The following is a 13,396-nucleotide window of genomic DNA, read 5'->3' as shown; positions in this document are numbered from 1 at the left end:
ACGCCGTTGCTGCAGGAGTCATCACCATGAAGCTCACCCTGTTGAAAGAGTTCTTTGCCGGCTTCCTGCGGACCCGGCATTTCGCCCGGCACTTCCGCCGCCTGGCACTGCTGGAAAGTTTCAGCGATGCCAGCGTCAGCCGCGACGTGCCGCCGACCCTGGCGCAAACCCTGGTGGTGGCGGCCAACAGCGATGCCGCGCAACTGCTGGACCAGCTCGGCAGCCACACCGACGGCCTGAGCACCGAGGAGGCCGATGCCCTGCGTGAGCGTCACGGCCTCAACGAGGTCGAGCACGAGCAGGCGCTGCCCTGGTGGACCCACCTGTGGCACTGCTACAAGAACCCCTTCAACCTGCTGCTGACCCTGCTGGCGGTGATTTCCTGGCTGACCGAAGACATGAAGGCGGCCACGGTGATCTTCTCCATGGTGGTGCTTTCGACCCTGCTGCGCTTCTGGCAGGAGGCCAAGTCGAACAAGGCCGCCGATGCCCTCAAGGCCATGGTCAGCAACACCGCCACGGTCATGCGCCCAGGGTCGGCGCCCCAGGCCGCGCCGATGCTCGGCCGCCTGCTGGGGGCCGCCGCCGAGGTCAAGGGCGCTCAGCGCATCGAATTGCCGATCAAGCAACTGGTGCCCGGCGACCTGATCGTGCTCTCGGCCGGCGACATGATTCCCGCCGACTGCCGGGTGCTCAGCGCCAAGGACTTGTTCGTCAGCCAGGCGGCCATGACCGGCGAATCCATGCCGGTGGAGAAATTCCCCCGCCAGCAGGACGCCGACACCAGCAACCCCCTGGACCTGGACAACATCCTGTTCATGGGCACCAACGTGGTCTCCGGTTCCGCCACGGCAGTGATCCTGACCACCGGCAACAGCACCTATTTCGGCGCCCTGGCCCAGCGTGTCAGCGCCACCGACCGCGCGCCCACCTCGTTCCAGAGCGGGGTCAACAAGGTCAGCTGGCTGCTGATCCGCTTCATGTTCGTCATGGCGCCCCTGGTGCTGTTCATCAACGGCTTCACCAAGGGCGACTGGATGGAGGCGCTGCTGTTCGCGCTGTCGATCGCCGTCGGCCTGACCCCGGAAATGCTGCCGATGATCGTCACCTCGACCCTGGCCAAGGGCGCGGTGTTCCTGTCGCGCAAGAAGGTCATCGTCAAGCGCCTGGACGCGATCCAGAACTTCGGCGCCATGGACGTGCTGTGCACCGACAAGACCGGCACCCTGACCCAGGACAAGATCTTCCTGGCGCGGCACGTGGACGTCTGGGGCGAGGATTCCGACGACGTGCTGGAAATGGCCTACCTCAACAGCTACTACCAGACCGGGCTGAAGAACCTGCTGGACGTGGCGGTACTGGAGCACGTCGAAGTGCACCGCGAGCTCAAGGTCGGCACGGCATTCCAGAAGGTCGATGAAATCCCCTTCGATTTCACCCGTCGGCGCATGTCGGTAGTGGTGGCGGAACAGGACCGGCCGCACCTGCTGATCTGCAAGGGGGCGGTGGAGGAAGTGCTGGCGGTGTGCCGCAACGTACGTCATGGCGAAGCCGAGGAAGCCCTGACCGAGAGCCTGCTGGCGCGGATTCGCCAGGTCACTGCCGATCTCAACGAAGAGGGCCTGCGGGTGGTGGCGGTGGCTGCGCGGCCGATGCTTGAAGGTCGCGACACCTACAGCCTGGCGGATGAGCGCGAACTGACCCTGATCGGCTACGTGGCGTTCCTCGACCCGCCCAAGGAAAGCACTGCGCCGGCCCTCAAGGCCCTGGCCGAACATGGCGTGGCGGTGAAAGTGCTGACCGGTGACAACGAACTGGTGACGGCGAAGATCTGCCGCGAAGTGGGCCTGGAGCAGCAGGGCCTGCTGATGGGCAACGACATCGAGCGCATGAGCGACGAGCAACTGGCCCAGGCGGTGGAAACCACCAACGTGTTCGCCAAGCTGACCCCGACCCACAAGGAGCGCATTGTCCGCCTGCTCAAGGCCAACGGCCACGTGGTGGGCTTCATGGGCGACGGCATCAACGATGCCCCGGCGCTGCGCACCGCCGACATCGGCATTTCCGTGGACAGCGCGGTGGACATCGCCAAGGAAGCGGCGGACATCATCCTCCTGGAAAAGAGCCTGATGGTGCTGGAGGAGGGCGTGCTGGAAGGGCGCCGGACCTTCGCCAACATGCTCAAGTACATCAAGATGACCGCCAGCTCGAACTTCGGCAACGTGTTCTCGGTGCTGGTGGCCAGTGCCTTCATTCCGTTCCTGCCGATGCTGCCGATGCACCTGCTGGTGCAGAACCTGCTGTACGACATTTCCCAGATCGCCATTCCCTTCGATAACGTCGATGAGGAAATGCTGAAAAAACCCCAGCGCTGGCAGCCGGCGGATGTGGGGCGGTTCATGCTGTTCTTCGGGCCTATCAGCTCGATCTTCGACATCACCACCTTTGCCCTGATGTGGTACGTGTTCGACGCCAATACCCCGGACCACCAGACGCTGTTCCAGTCCGGCTGGTTCGTGGTGGGGCTGCTGACCCAGACCCTGATCGTGCACATGATCCGCACGCCGAAGATTCCGTTTTTGCAGAGCCGCGCGGCCATGCCGTTGATGGTGATGACCGGCGTCATCATGGCGGTGGGGATCTTCCTGCCGATGGGCCCGCTGGCGCACTACTTCAAGCTGCAGGCGCTGCCGTCGCTGTACTTCGTGTTCCTGCCGCTGATCCTGCTGGCCTACATGGCCCTGACCCAGGCGGTGAAGGGCTTCTACGTGCGGCGCTTCGGCTGGCAGTAATGCTGCCCTGTAGGAGCCAGCTCGCTGGCGAAGGCTGTCTTGCCAGCGAAAGCTCCCCGGCGGGCGAAGGCGTCCTCACGGGCCTCTTCGCTGGCAAGCCGGCTCCTACGGTCAGCCGTGCATCCACGGCAGGCCATGAGACGTTCATGGACCGCTGCTAGAGTCCTCTGGTGCCATTCATGCCCTTCGCTCAAGGACAGTCGCCATGCAAGCCCTGCACAACATCAACCTGGACTCGCTGATCGATACCCTGGTCAGCCTCAGCGCCGCCTTTATCCTCGGGGGCCTGATCGGCTTCGAACGCCAGTACCGCCAGCGCACCGCGGGTTTGCGCACCAATGTGCTGGTGGCGGTGGGGGCCGCGATCTTCGTCGACATGGCCAACCGCCTGGGGGGCGCCGAAGGGGCGGTGCGGGTGGTGGCCTACGTGGTCTCCGGCATCGGCTTTCTCGGCGCCGGGGTGATCATGCGCGAGGAGGGTAACGTCCGTGGGCTGAATACCGCCGCCACCCTCTGGGCCTCGGCGGCGGTGGGGGCCTGCGCCGGTGCCGACCTGATCCTCGAGGCACTGCTGGGCACCCTGTTCGTGCTGGCCGCCAATACCCTGCTGCGGCCCATCGTCAACAACATCAACCGCCAGCCCCTGGACGTGGTGTCCGCCGAGGTCACCAATATCGTCTACGTGATCGCCCACCGCTCGAAGCAGAAGGCAGTGTTCGCCCTGCTGGAAGCGGAGCTGGCGCGCTGCAACTACCCCGCCAGCGACGTTGATGTGCACGCCTTCGGTACGGAGGATGTGGAGATCGAGGCGACCCTGGCGACCACCTCGGTGGACGGTGACGAACTGGATGCGCTGGTGGCCCGGCTGTCCACATCGCCCTGGGTGCAGCAGGCGTTCTGGAGCCCGAGCACCACCGAATGAGCATTTTTCGCCTCCGCCCAGGGGAGGCATGAGATACGGCTCGGTTTCTCTCGGAAGGGGCTTACCTGACAACAAGACCTTTCAAGGGCCTGACCCCTGCTAAAAGCCGTGGCGGGTGGTTAGGGTAGGGCACGGTTGCACAGCGGGGCCGGAGGGCGAGCCGCGAGCGCCAGGCGGGCGGGGTAGAGCGCCGTCCGGCGGGGCGCCCTTGGCAGCGACTTTCAGGTTGTTCCTAGAGCCAACCTCCACCCACTGGCTTAGCCTTCCAGCGGCCCGGGAGTAGGGCCGGTATTCGCAGTGCCGAAGTCTTGTCAGCAGGATCAGAAAAATGTCCAACAGAGCATTGCGCATATTGATTGCCGATGATCAGCACTTTCGTCGCATGCAGATCGAAAGAGCCCTGAATCAACTGAACTATTACCGAGTGGCCCCGGTGCACAGGCTGGAGGAACTGCTGACGCTGGTGGAGTATTCCTGCGAGTCGTTCGACCTGCTGATCATCAACGCCAACCTGGCTGTCCGCAGCGATTTCGACCTGCTGGCTTTCTGCCTGGACCACCCGCATATCGATCAAGCCCTGATCTACGGCAGCCAGCATCTTGTCGCCACTTCCGGCAGCCGGCGGTGCAAGGTGCATGTCAGCCCGGCCGAATGGCCGGACAGCGCGGCGATCAAGCGCCTGATGCTGTGGGTGGACCCGCCATTGCCCGATGCCGCCGTGCCTTCCCGGCAGCGGCTGGCGCAATTGCATGGCCATTGGGGCAGCCCGAACTGACCGAGGTTTGCGCACCCCACGCCAAACGGCATCCCGAGGGATGCCGTTTGGCGTTATTGTCAGCGCCGTTCGCGCTTCAGTCCCACTGCGGGGCAATGCCTGCCGGGCTGGTCAGGCGTTGGCCGCGCTCCAGGCCGGCGATGCTCTCAAGCTCCGCGCTGCTCAGGGTCAAGGCGCAGGCGGCGAGGTTGCCTTGCAGGTTGGCCCGGCGGGTGGAGGAGGGGATCACCGCATAGCCCGACTGCATGGCCCAGGCCAGCACCACCTGGGCCGGCGTGGCCTGGCGTGCCTGGGCGATCTGCAGGATCAGTGGGTCCTTGAGCACTTCGCCATAGGCCAGGGTCATGTAGGAGGTGATGTGAATGCCCTGGCTGCGGGCGAACTCCACCACCTTGCGGTTCTGCAGGTAGGGGTGCAATTCCACCTGGTGGCTGGCGATCTGCTCGGCCCCGACGGCATCAATGGCTTGCTGCAGCAAGGCATTGCTGAAGTTGGACACGCCGATCTGCCGGGTCAGGCCCTGGGTCTTGGCTTCCAGCAGGGCCTGCATGAACTCCGCCACCGGCACCTGGTTGTCTGGCGAGGGCCAGTGGATCAGGGTCAGGTCCAGGTAATCGGTGCGCAGCTTGTGCAGGCTTTCCTTGAGGCTGGGGATCAGGCGCTCCCGGGACAGGTTGGCGATCCAGATCTTGCTGGTGATGAACAGCTGGTCGCGGGGAATGCCGCTGGCGGCCACCGCGGCGCCGACATCGGCTTCGTTGTCGTAGATCTGCGCAGTATCGATGGCGCGATAGCCCAGTTCCAGGGCGCTGCTCAGGGAATCGATGAGCACCTGGCCCTGAAGGCGGAAGGTGCCGAGGCCAAAGGCGGGTACAGACATGGGTCACTCCGGGCATTGCAGTGGGATTGGCCGGCAGTATCCGTACCTGCATCGCTGAGAAAAACCGCCGCCGGCACAAAGGAATATTGCCCCGCGTTCACGAATCCACCTGCCCCTGTAGGAACCCGCTTGCCGGCGAATCGCGCAACCCAGGCACGAACCCCACAGGGAGGCTGCCCAACCGCCACCGCCTGGCCGCTCCAGGCGCTTGCTTCTGAGCCTCAGGCCATGTCGCTGTGGCTGAATTCCTCCCCGAGAAAGTCGATCAGGCTGCGTACCGAAGGCAGCAGCCCTCGGCGCGAGGGGAAGATCGCATGCACGATGCCGCACCTTGGCGCCCAGTCGGGCACCAGTTCCAGCAGTCGCCCGGCCTCCAGGTCTTCACGCACCACCACCTTGGGCAGGTGGGCGATGCCGATGCCCGCCAGCACTGCATGGCGCAGCGCCAGCAGGTCGTCGGTGACCATCCGCGGTCGGTGGCGGATCAGTGCCTCGGCGCCGTCCGGGCCCAGCAATTGCCATTGATATTCACGTTGCGCCGCCCCCCAGTGCACGCTCGGCAAACCGCTGAGGTCGGCCGGTGTTGCCGGGCCCGACAGGCGCTGGAGAAAATCCGGGTGGCCCACCAGGCACTGGGTGCTGTTGCCCAGCACCTTCATCACCAGGTCGGTGTTTTCCAGGGGCGGGAAGCGCACCCGCAGGGCGATGTCGAAGCCCTCGTGGATCAGGTCGACCCGGCGGTTGGTGCTCTCGATGAACAGTTCCACCAGGGGGTACTTGAGCATGAAGCGGGTAAGCATCGGCCCCACCCAGGAATTGAGCAGGGCCGTGGGGCAAGCCACGCGTACCAGACCCTGGGGTTCGGAGCGGTTGCGTTCTATGACTTCCGCCGCGCCCTCGGCTTCCACCCGCATGGCCAGGCAGCGCTGGTAGTACTCCTGGCCGATCTCGGTCAGCGAACAGTGGCGGCTGGTGCGATGGATCAGGCGCACTCCAAGGCGTTCCTCCAACTGGGAAATCCGTCGGCTGAGCTTGGACTTGGGCATGTCCAGGGCCCGTCCCGCGGCGGCAAAGCCACGGTGCTCCACCACCTGGGTGAAGTAGTAGAGGGTGTTCAGATCTTCCAAGATCGTTCTCCAGATAGAACGCTAAGGGTGATTTTTGCAGTCTAGCGCGGCAAAGGTCTGAGTTTTAAGGTGTGTCCATCAGATAGTTCTGGAGGACGACATGAAAAACATCATCGGCATCTACACCAGTCCACGGCCCCATTGGGTCGGTGACGGCTTCCCGGTCCGTACCCTGTTTTCCTACGACAACCTGGGCCAGCACATCAGCCCGTTCCTGCTGCTGGATCACGCCGGCCCCGCGCAGTTCAGCCCCACCAGCGCCCGACGCGGCGTCGGCCAGCACCCCCATCGCGGTTTCGAAACCGTAACCATCGTCTATGACGGCGAGGTGGAACACCGGGATTCCACCGGCAGCGGCGGCAAGATCGGCCCTGGCGATGTGCAGTGGATGACCGCGGCCTCGGGGATCCTCCATGAGGAGTTCCATTCCACGGACTTCGCCCGGCGTGGCGGCAACCTGGAAATGGTCCAGTTGTGGGTCAACCTGCCGGCGAAGGACAAGCTCGCGGCGCCCGGTTACCAGACCATCGTTGCGGCGGACATCCCGCAGGTCCCGCTGCCGGGCAATGCCGGCAGCCTGCGCCTGATCGCCGGCGAGTTCGATGGCCACCGGGGCCCTGCACGGACCTTCACCCCGATCGACGTCTGGGACATCCGCCTGCAAGCCGGCAAGCACCTGGACCTGCCTCTGCATTCGGGGCGTAACAGCGCCCTGGTGGTATTGCGCGGCACGGTGCAGGTCAATGGCCAGGAGCTGGTGCGCGAAGGTCAGCTGGCGCTGCTGGAGCGTGACGGCCAGGACATCAGCCTGGAGGCCAACAACGACGCGATCGCGCTGTTGCTCAGCGGCGAGCCCATCGACGAACCCATCGTCGGCCACGGCCCGTTCGTGATGAACAGCGAAGAAGAGATTCATCAGGCCTTCGTCGACTTCCAATCGGGACGCTTCGGCCAGATGGACGCAACCGGTCACTGACCGGTTGCACTGGCGCGGCGGGCATCGGCAACTAGGCTTTGCCAGTCGCGCGCAACTCCCCGGCGCCCGCCGTTACCCCGGCGGAGCGTGCCACGGGTTTCATCCAAGCCGGGTCTTCCGGCATCGATCATTAGCGAGGACTTTACATGACTACTGCATACAAGCGTCTGGACAAGGATAACGCCGCCGTTCTGCTGGTAGACCACCAGGCCGGCCTGCTGTCGCTAGTCCGTGATATCGAGCCCGATCGTTTCAAGAACAACGTGCTGGCCCTGGCCGACCTGGCCAAGTACTTCAAGTTGCCGACCATCCTCACCACCAGCTTCGAAACCGGCCCCAACGGCCCCCTGGTGCCGGAGCTCAAGGCGCTGTTCCCCGATGCGCCGTACATCGCCCGCCCGGGCCAGATCAATGCCTGGGACAACGAGGACTTCGTCAAGGCGATCAAGGCCACCGGCAAGAAGCAACTGATCATCGCCGGCGTGGTAACCGAAGTGTGCGTGGCGTTCCCGGCGCTCTCGGCCCTGGAAGAAGGCTTTGAAGTGTTCGTGGTTACCGACGCTTCCGGCACCTTCAATGCCCTGACTCGCGATTCGGCCTGGAACCGCATGTCCAATGCCGGCGCCCAGTTGATGACCTGGTTCGGCCTGGCCTGCGAGCTGCACCGCGACTGGCGCAACGACATCGAGGGCCTGGGCACCCTGTTCTCCAACCACATCCCCGACTACCGCAACCTGATGACCAGCTACAACACCCTGACCCAGGGCCAGTAATCCCTGAGTCGCGGCGGGCCCTGCGCCCGTCGCCCGATCCCGGCCCGGGGCGCACGCCCCGGGCTTTTCCAGCTATACCTGCTCCTGCGTCTTTCGTGCGATCGTGCCGTCTTCGTCATGCCGGAGTGCCTCGATGTCTTCCCTGTTCAGCGATCATCCGTTGTTGGCCGCGCTGTTCCTGCTGTTCCTGGATATGCTGCTCTGGCGCCTGATCGGCAGCCGTGGCGACTACTGGAAGCTGGCGGTACGGGTGCTGATCTTTTCCCTCTACAGCCTGATGCTGTTCAACCAGGGCATGAACCCGATGCAGGCCGCGCCCTGGCCCGACGACGTGCCCCTGCACCTGGCCGCCACCGGCCTGGAAATTGGCTGGTGGCTGTTTGGCGCGCGGACCCTGACGGTGTTGCTGGGCACCCTGATGATGCAGCGGGTGGGGCATACCGGGCGCCTGCTGCAGGACCTGATGGGCGCGGTGATCTTCCTCATCGCCATCATCGCCGCCCTGGCCTATGTGCTGGAACTGCCGGTCAAGGGCGTGCTGGCCACCTCCGGGGCCTTGGCGATCATCGTCGGCCTGGCGCTGCAAAGCACCCTCAGCGACCTGTTTTCCGGGATCGTCCTCAACACCACCAAGCCCTACCAGATCGATGACTGGATCGCCATCGACGGCACCGAGGGGCGGGTGCTGGACATCGACTGGCGCGCCACCCGGCTGCAGACCTCCCAAGGCAGCATGGTGGTGATCCCCAACTCCCTGGCGTCCAAGGCCAAGATCACCAATTTCAGCCGGCCGGTGGATGTTCATGGCCTGTCGGTGAGCGTGCAGGTCAGCCCCCACGCGCGCCCGCAGAAAGTCATCGAGGCCCTGGAACGGGCCACCCTGGGCTGCCGCCTGCTGTTGAGCACCCCGGCGGCCAGCGTGGCGATGAAGAGCACCAGCAGCAGTGGCGCGGAATACGAGATCAGCGGTTTTGTCGCCGACATGGGGCACAAGCGCGAGGTGCGCAACCAACTGTTCGACCTGGCCTTCCGCCATTTGCAGGCCAGCGGCATCGGCCTGCTGTCCGCCGCCGAGCCCGTCCAGGCGGCGACCCTGTCGCGGCCCCGGGCACTGCTGGACGCCTCGAGCATCTTTTCCACCCTGCGCCAGGATGAGAAGGACACCTTCAGCCAGAACATGCACCTGCAGACCTACCGTGCCGGCGAGACCATCCTGGCCCAGGGCGAGGTCAGCGATCACCTGTTCATCATCGAATCCGGGGTGGTTTCGGTGACCATGCAACGCGACGGCAAGCCCTTCGAGGCCGGGCGCATGGGGCCGGGGGAGGTCATCGGCGAAGCCGGCGTGGTGGCCGATCAAGCCACAGTGGCGCAGTTTGCGGCCAAGACCTTCTGCAGCCTCTACCGCATCGACAACGAGTTCCTCAAGCCCTGCCTGGATGCGCGCCACGACATCAACGAGGCCATGAAGAACCTCCTGGATTTTCGCCGGCACATGGCCCAGACCCTGTCCCAGGCTGCGCCCAAGCCAGTGCCCAGGAAGGGTTTCCTGCAATGGCTGCGCAGCCGCACCTGAGGCGCCGGCCACCCCAAGCCCCGGCCCGGCCCTGGCCTGACAATGTCCCTGACATCGCCGCGTCTGCGCGCAGCCGTTCGCAGCCTGCGGCAGCGGCTACAAAAGTCGCCGAACGGCACTGGCCCTGTAGCCGCTGCTGAGCCTGCGAAGCTGCGCAAAGCCCGAAGGGCCTTGCCTGGCGATCTCCCGCCATGCCTCGCCAAGGCGCTGGGCCGCGACGGCATTGGTCTCCTCAAGTTCCCCGATAGCGGTCATGGGCCTGGGTGCGCGCGGCACGTAACGTAGCCCCACCTCGACCCGTGCTGTAGCGGTGGGCTTTCGCCACATCCCCCAGGAATGAAAGGTGCGGGCTTACTTGAAATACGCCCGCGGCGTGGTGCCGGTCATGGCCTTGAAGAAGGCGATGAAGATGCTGTCGCTGGCAAAGCCCAGTGCGCAGGCGCTGTAGCCGATGCCGCGGCCTGTGGCGAGCAGTTCGATGGCGCGCATCAGCCGCCACTGCTGGCGCCATTGCTGGTAGCTCAGGCCGGTTTCACGCTGGAAGATCCGGCCGATGGTACGGCTGCTGGCGCCGACCTGGGTGGCCAGTACCTGCAATTGCGGCGGCAGTTGCTCCAGGTCCGCCAGCAGCGGTTGCAGGCGTTTGTCCCGGGGCAGGGGCAGCGACAGGGGCTGGTGCAGGGCCTGGCGGATTTCCTCGATGCACAGGCCCAGCAGGTGCGGGTAGCGGCCCTGGCTCCAGTCGCAGTCGAAGGCGGCCTGGGCCATGGGTTCCAGCACGGCCTGGAGCAGCGGGCTGACCTCGATCACCGCCACTTCGGCCGGCAGGCGCTGGCTTAGTTCGGCGCTGAAGTACAGCGAACGGTAGTCCACGCTCTGCTGCATTTGCGCGCGGTGCGTGACGCCCGGGGGAATCCACGCCGCCCGCGAGGGCGGCAGCAGGCACAGGCGATGGTCCAGGGTGATCCGCGTGCAGCCCTGGCGGGTGTACAGCAATTGCCCGCGGCGGTGGCGGTGCAGGCCGGAGTCGTGGTCGCCGAGGGTCGCGGCGATGCCCAGCAGGGGGGCGTCGAAGCGGTCGGGGTCGAAGAGTGCCTGTGGTTCGAGCCAGGCCATGATTGGCGTACTTCCGATGTTTGTTGGCAGGGTTGCGATAATACGCCAGGCGCCGCTGCCTAGAATCGCCGGCATGTTTTTTTTGCCGAGCACTGCCTGATGAATCCCCGTTCCCTGTTGCCCCTGGCCCTGGCCCTGCTGATGTTCCCGCAGCTCGCCCAGACCCTCTACAGCCCAGCCCTGGCCGATCTTGGCCGGGCCTTTGGCGTGGCCCCCGCGCAAGCGGCCCAGAGCCTTTCGGTGTTTGTCCTGGGGTTTGCCCCGGGGGTGCTGCTGTGGGGGCGCTTGAGCGATCTTTGGGGCCGGCGCCCGGCCTTGCTGGGTGGCCTGACGCTGTACGTCCTGGCCATCGGGCTGCAATTGCAGGTGCAGAGTTTTACCGCGCTGTTGCTGTGCCAGGCCCTCGCCGCCCTGGGTGTGGCGGCGGGCTCGGTGGTGACCCAGACCCTGCTGCGCGACCTGTTTCGCGGCAGTGAACTGGTGCGGGTGTTTTCCCTGGTGGGCATGTTCCTGGCGGCCAGCCCGGCCATTGGCCTGTTCAGTGGGGCCGGGCTGGTGCGGGCCTGGGGCTACCAGGGCGCGCTGGCCGGGTTGCTGGTGCTGGCCCTGGCCTTGCTCGGCTGGTGCGCCCGGGCCTTGCCGGAAACCCGTGCGCCGGCGCCGCACCTGGCGCCTCTGGCCGGGACCTTGTGGCACATGCTCAGGGACCCGGGCATCTGGCGCTCGGCGCTGCTGGTGGCGCTGTTCAATGTGGCCTTGCTCAGCTACTACAGCCTCGGGCCGTTCCTGTTTCGCGACCTGGGGTGGGGCGAGCAGGGCTTTGGTTACAGCGGTGCGGGCCTGGCCCTGGCTTCGGGGCTGGGGGCCTGGCTCAATCGTCGGCTGCTGGGGCGGGGCTGGTCCGGTGACACCCTGCTGCGGCTGGCGGCCCTGGCGGTGACCCTGGGGGGGCTCGGGGTGACAGCGCTTGGGCACAGCCTGTGGTTGCTGCTGCCCATGCTCGGCGTGGTGCTGGGCTTCGGCCTGGCCATCCCCAATATCCTCGGCTCGGCGCTGGCGGCCTACAGCGACCGGCTGGGCAGCGCCGGGGCCGGGTTCGGCCTGTTCTACTACCTGCTGATTGGCGCCGGGTTGCTGCTGGTGGGCTGGGGCCAGGCCCTGGGGCCGACCCTGGGCCTGTGCGGGGTTGCGGCGCTGTTGTTGTGCCTGGTGCGGCGCCGGCAGCAGGGCTGAAGGGCGAGTTTGCGACACACGGTCGCCCCAGCGGCCGCCAAGGGGCCATTGTTTGACCATGATCAAGCCCTTCCCCGGGGTATCCGCGCAGTCTGTCAGCAGACCTGCGGATTCGCGCAGACCCCTTCCCGGCAATGGAGATCGGCAACATGGCCAAGATGAAAGCAGCGGTATTCGTGGAGAAGAACCGCATCGTGCTGGAAGACAAGGACATCCCCGAAATCGGTCCGCTGGACGCCCTGGTGCGGATCACCACCACCACCATCTGCGGCACCGACGTGCACATCCTGCGGGGTGAATACCCGGTGGCCAAGGGCCTGACCATCGGCCACGAGCCGGTGGGGGTGATCGAGCGCCTGGGCTCCCAGGTGCGCGGCTTCCACGAGGGCCAGCGAGTGATCGCCGGGGCCATCACCCCCAGCGGCCAGAGCTACGCCTGCCTCTGCGGCTGCGGTTCCCAGGACGGCCCGGACACCCGCCACGGCTTCCGCGCCACGGGCGGCTGGAAGTTCGGCAACACCATCGATGGCTGCCAGGCCGAATACGTGCGTGTGCCGGACGCCCTGGCCAACCTGTGCCCGATCCCCGACGGCCTGAGCGATGAAGAAGTGCTGATGTGCCCGGACATCATGTCCACCGGTTTCTCCGGCGCCGAGCGTGCCGAGGTGAACATCGGCGACAGCGTGGCGGTGTTCGCCCTGGGCCCCATCGGCCTGTGCGCGGTGGCCGGAGCCAGGCTCAAGGGTGCCACCACCATCATTGGCGTCGACACCGTGGCCGCGCGCATGAGCGTGGCGCGCGGGCTGGGGGCGACCCATGTGGTGGACTTCAAGCAGGGCGACGTGGTCAAGCAGATCATGGACCTCACCGACGGTCGCGGGGTCGATGTGTCGATCGAGGCCCTGGGCACCCAGGGCACCTTCGAGTCGGCGCTGCGGGTGCTGCGCCCGGGGGGCAAGCTGTCGAGCCTTGGGGTCTATTCCAGCGACCTGCGCATTCCCCTGGATGCCTATGCCGCCGGCCTGGGCGACCTGAGCATCCTCAGCACCCTGTGCCCGGGCGGCAAGGAACGCATGCGCCGGCTGATGGAGGTGGTCGCCAATGGCCAGGTGGACCTCAAGCCGCTGGTGACCCACCGCTTCAAGCTCGACGATATCGAGGCCGCCTACGAGCTGTTCGCCAGCCAGCGCGACGGCGTGATGAAGATCGCCATCACCCCATGACCC

General features: G+C 65.8%; 11 protein-coding genes. 8 read left to right on the top strand and 3 right to left on the bottom strand.

The genetic code is table 11. The features are described from left to right. Positions 1-26: 26 nt before the first annotated feature. From mgtA to A9971_RS06540, 3 genes are all read left to right on the top strand, one after another. Entirely contained in the window at positions 27-2,792 is a 2,766-nt protein-coding gene (gene mgtA, locus A9971_RS06550) for a magnesium-translocating P-type ATPase (RefSeq protein ID WP_183001499.1), read from the top strand. A 205-nt stretch (positions 2,793-2,997) separates the two neighbouring features. Continuing rightward, the gene (locus A9971_RS06545; RefSeq protein WP_015636409.1) at positions 2,998-3,714 is read left to right on the top strand and encodes an MgtC/SapB family protein; all 717 of its coding nucleotides are present in this window, start codon (positions 2,998-3,000) and stop codon (positions 3,712-3,714) included. 328 nt (positions 3,715-4,042) lie between these two features. Then, positions 4,043-4,489, top strand: a complete 447-nt coding sequence (locus tag A9971_RS06540) for a response regulator (RefSeq protein WP_183001498.1) — start codon at positions 4,043-4,045, stop codon at positions 4,487-4,489. A gap of 76 nt (positions 4,490-4,565) precedes the next feature. On the opposite strand, the gene dkgB is transcribed toward A9971_RS06540, so the two are convergent. Both dkgB and A9971_RS06530 read right to left on the bottom strand, forming a co-directional pair. Then, positions 4,566-5,369: a 2,5-didehydrogluconate reductase DkgB gene (dkgB, locus tag A9971_RS06535; protein WP_072444609.1), complete on the bottom strand. Its 804-nt coding sequence runs from the start codon at positions 5,367-5,369 to the stop codon at positions 4,566-4,568. A 221-nt stretch (positions 5,370-5,590) separates the two neighbouring features. After that, on the bottom strand, positions 5,591-6,499 hold the full coding sequence (locus A9971_RS06530) for a LysR substrate-binding domain-containing protein (protein WP_026020155.1): 909 nt from the start codon (positions 6,497-6,499) through the stop codon (positions 5,591-5,593). 97 nt (positions 6,500-6,596) lie between these two features. Here A9971_RS06530 and A9971_RS06525 point away from each other — a divergent pair, with 97 nt between their 5' ends. The 3 genes from A9971_RS06525 to A9971_RS06515 all read left to right on the top strand — a co-directional run bounded on the left by A9971_RS06525 (position 6,597) and on the right by A9971_RS06515 (position 9,821). Continuing rightward, complete coding sequence (locus tag A9971_RS06525; protein ID WP_183001497.1) at positions 6,597-7,472, top strand: pirin family protein; 876 nt, start codon at positions 6,597-6,599, stop codon at positions 7,470-7,472. Positions 7,473-7,618: 146 nt separating this feature from the next. Further along, positions 7,619-8,245 (top strand): isochorismate family cysteine hydrolase YcaC, encoded by a 627-nt coding sequence (gene ycaC, locus A9971_RS06520; protein ID WP_011062354.1) that lies wholly within the window; start codon positions 7,619-7,621, stop codon positions 8,243-8,245. Positions 8,246-8,378: 133 nt separating this feature from the next. After that, a complete protein-coding gene (locus A9971_RS06515; RefSeq protein ID WP_011062353.1) occupies positions 8,379-9,821 on the top strand; it encodes a mechanosensitive ion channel family protein in 1,443 nt (480 codons plus the stop codon). A 351-nt stretch (positions 9,822-10,172) separates the two neighbouring features. Here A9971_RS06515 and A9971_RS06510 read toward each other — a convergent pair whose 3' ends face one another. Beyond that, entirely contained in the window at positions 10,173-10,937 is a 765-nt protein-coding gene (locus A9971_RS06510) for a helix-turn-helix transcriptional regulator (RefSeq protein ID WP_183001496.1), read from the bottom strand. 99 nt (positions 10,938-11,036) lie between these two features. Here A9971_RS06510 and A9971_RS06505 point away from each other — a divergent pair, with 99 nt between their 5' ends. Further along, on the top strand, positions 11,037-12,170 hold the full coding sequence (locus A9971_RS06505) for an MFS transporter (RefSeq protein WP_072444605.1): 1,134 nt from the start codon (positions 11,037-11,039) through the stop codon (positions 12,168-12,170). Between the two features lie 149 nt (positions 12,171-12,319). Next, on the top strand, positions 12,320-13,393 hold the full coding sequence (locus A9971_RS06500) for an NAD(P)-dependent alcohol dehydrogenase (protein WP_174395605.1): 1,074 nt from the start codon (positions 12,320-12,322) through the stop codon (positions 13,391-13,393). Positions 13,394-13,396: the final 3 nt, after the last annotated feature.

Origin of the sequence: Pseudomonas sp. UME65, assembly GCF_014170225.1 — a bacterium.
GTDB lineage: Bacteria > Pseudomonadota > Gammaproteobacteria > Pseudomonadales > Pseudomonadaceae > Aquipseudomonas > Aquipseudomonas protegens.
This window is presented reverse-complemented; position numbering and strand designations above follow the sequence as displayed.

What these genes read in the sequence shown, in the direction of transcription:
- mgtA (WP_183001499.1), top strand. Translation starts at nt 27, where the DNA reads ATGAAGCTCACCCTGTTGAAAGAGTTCTTTGCCGGCTTCCTGCGGACC.
- A9971_RS06545 (WP_015636409.1), top strand. Translation starts at nt 2,998, where the DNA reads ATGCAAGCCCTGCACAACATCAACCTGGACTCGCTGATCGATACCCTG.
- A9971_RS06540 (WP_183001498.1), top strand. Translation starts at nt 4,043, where the DNA reads ATGTCCAACAGAGCATTGCGCATATTGATTGCCGATGATCAGCACTTT.
- dkgB (WP_072444609.1), bottom strand. Translation starts at nt 5,369, where the DNA reads ATGTCTGTACCCGCCTTTGGCCTCGGCACCTTCCGCCTTCAGGGCCAG.
- A9971_RS06525 (WP_183001497.1), top strand. Translation starts at nt 6,597, where the DNA reads ATGAAAAACATCATCGGCATCTACACCAGTCCACGGCCCCATTGGGTC.
- ycaC (WP_011062354.1), top strand. Translation starts at nt 7,619, where the DNA reads ATGACTACTGCATACAAGCGTCTGGACAAGGATAACGCCGCCGTTCTG.
- A9971_RS06515 (WP_011062353.1), top strand. Translation starts at nt 8,379, where the DNA reads ATGTCTTCCCTGTTCAGCGATCATCCGTTGTTGGCCGCGCTGTTCCTG.
- A9971_RS06510 (WP_183001496.1), bottom strand. Translation starts at nt 10,937, where the DNA reads ATGGCCTGGCTCGAACCACAGGCACTCTTCGACCCCGACCGCTTCGAC.
- A9971_RS06505 (WP_072444605.1), top strand. Translation starts at nt 11,037, where the DNA reads ATGAATCCCCGTTCCCTGTTGCCCCTGGCCCTGGCCCTGCTGATGTTC.
- A9971_RS06500 (WP_174395605.1), top strand. Translation starts at nt 12,320, where the DNA reads ATGGCCAAGATGAAAGCAGCGGTATTCGTGGAGAAGAACCGCATCGTG.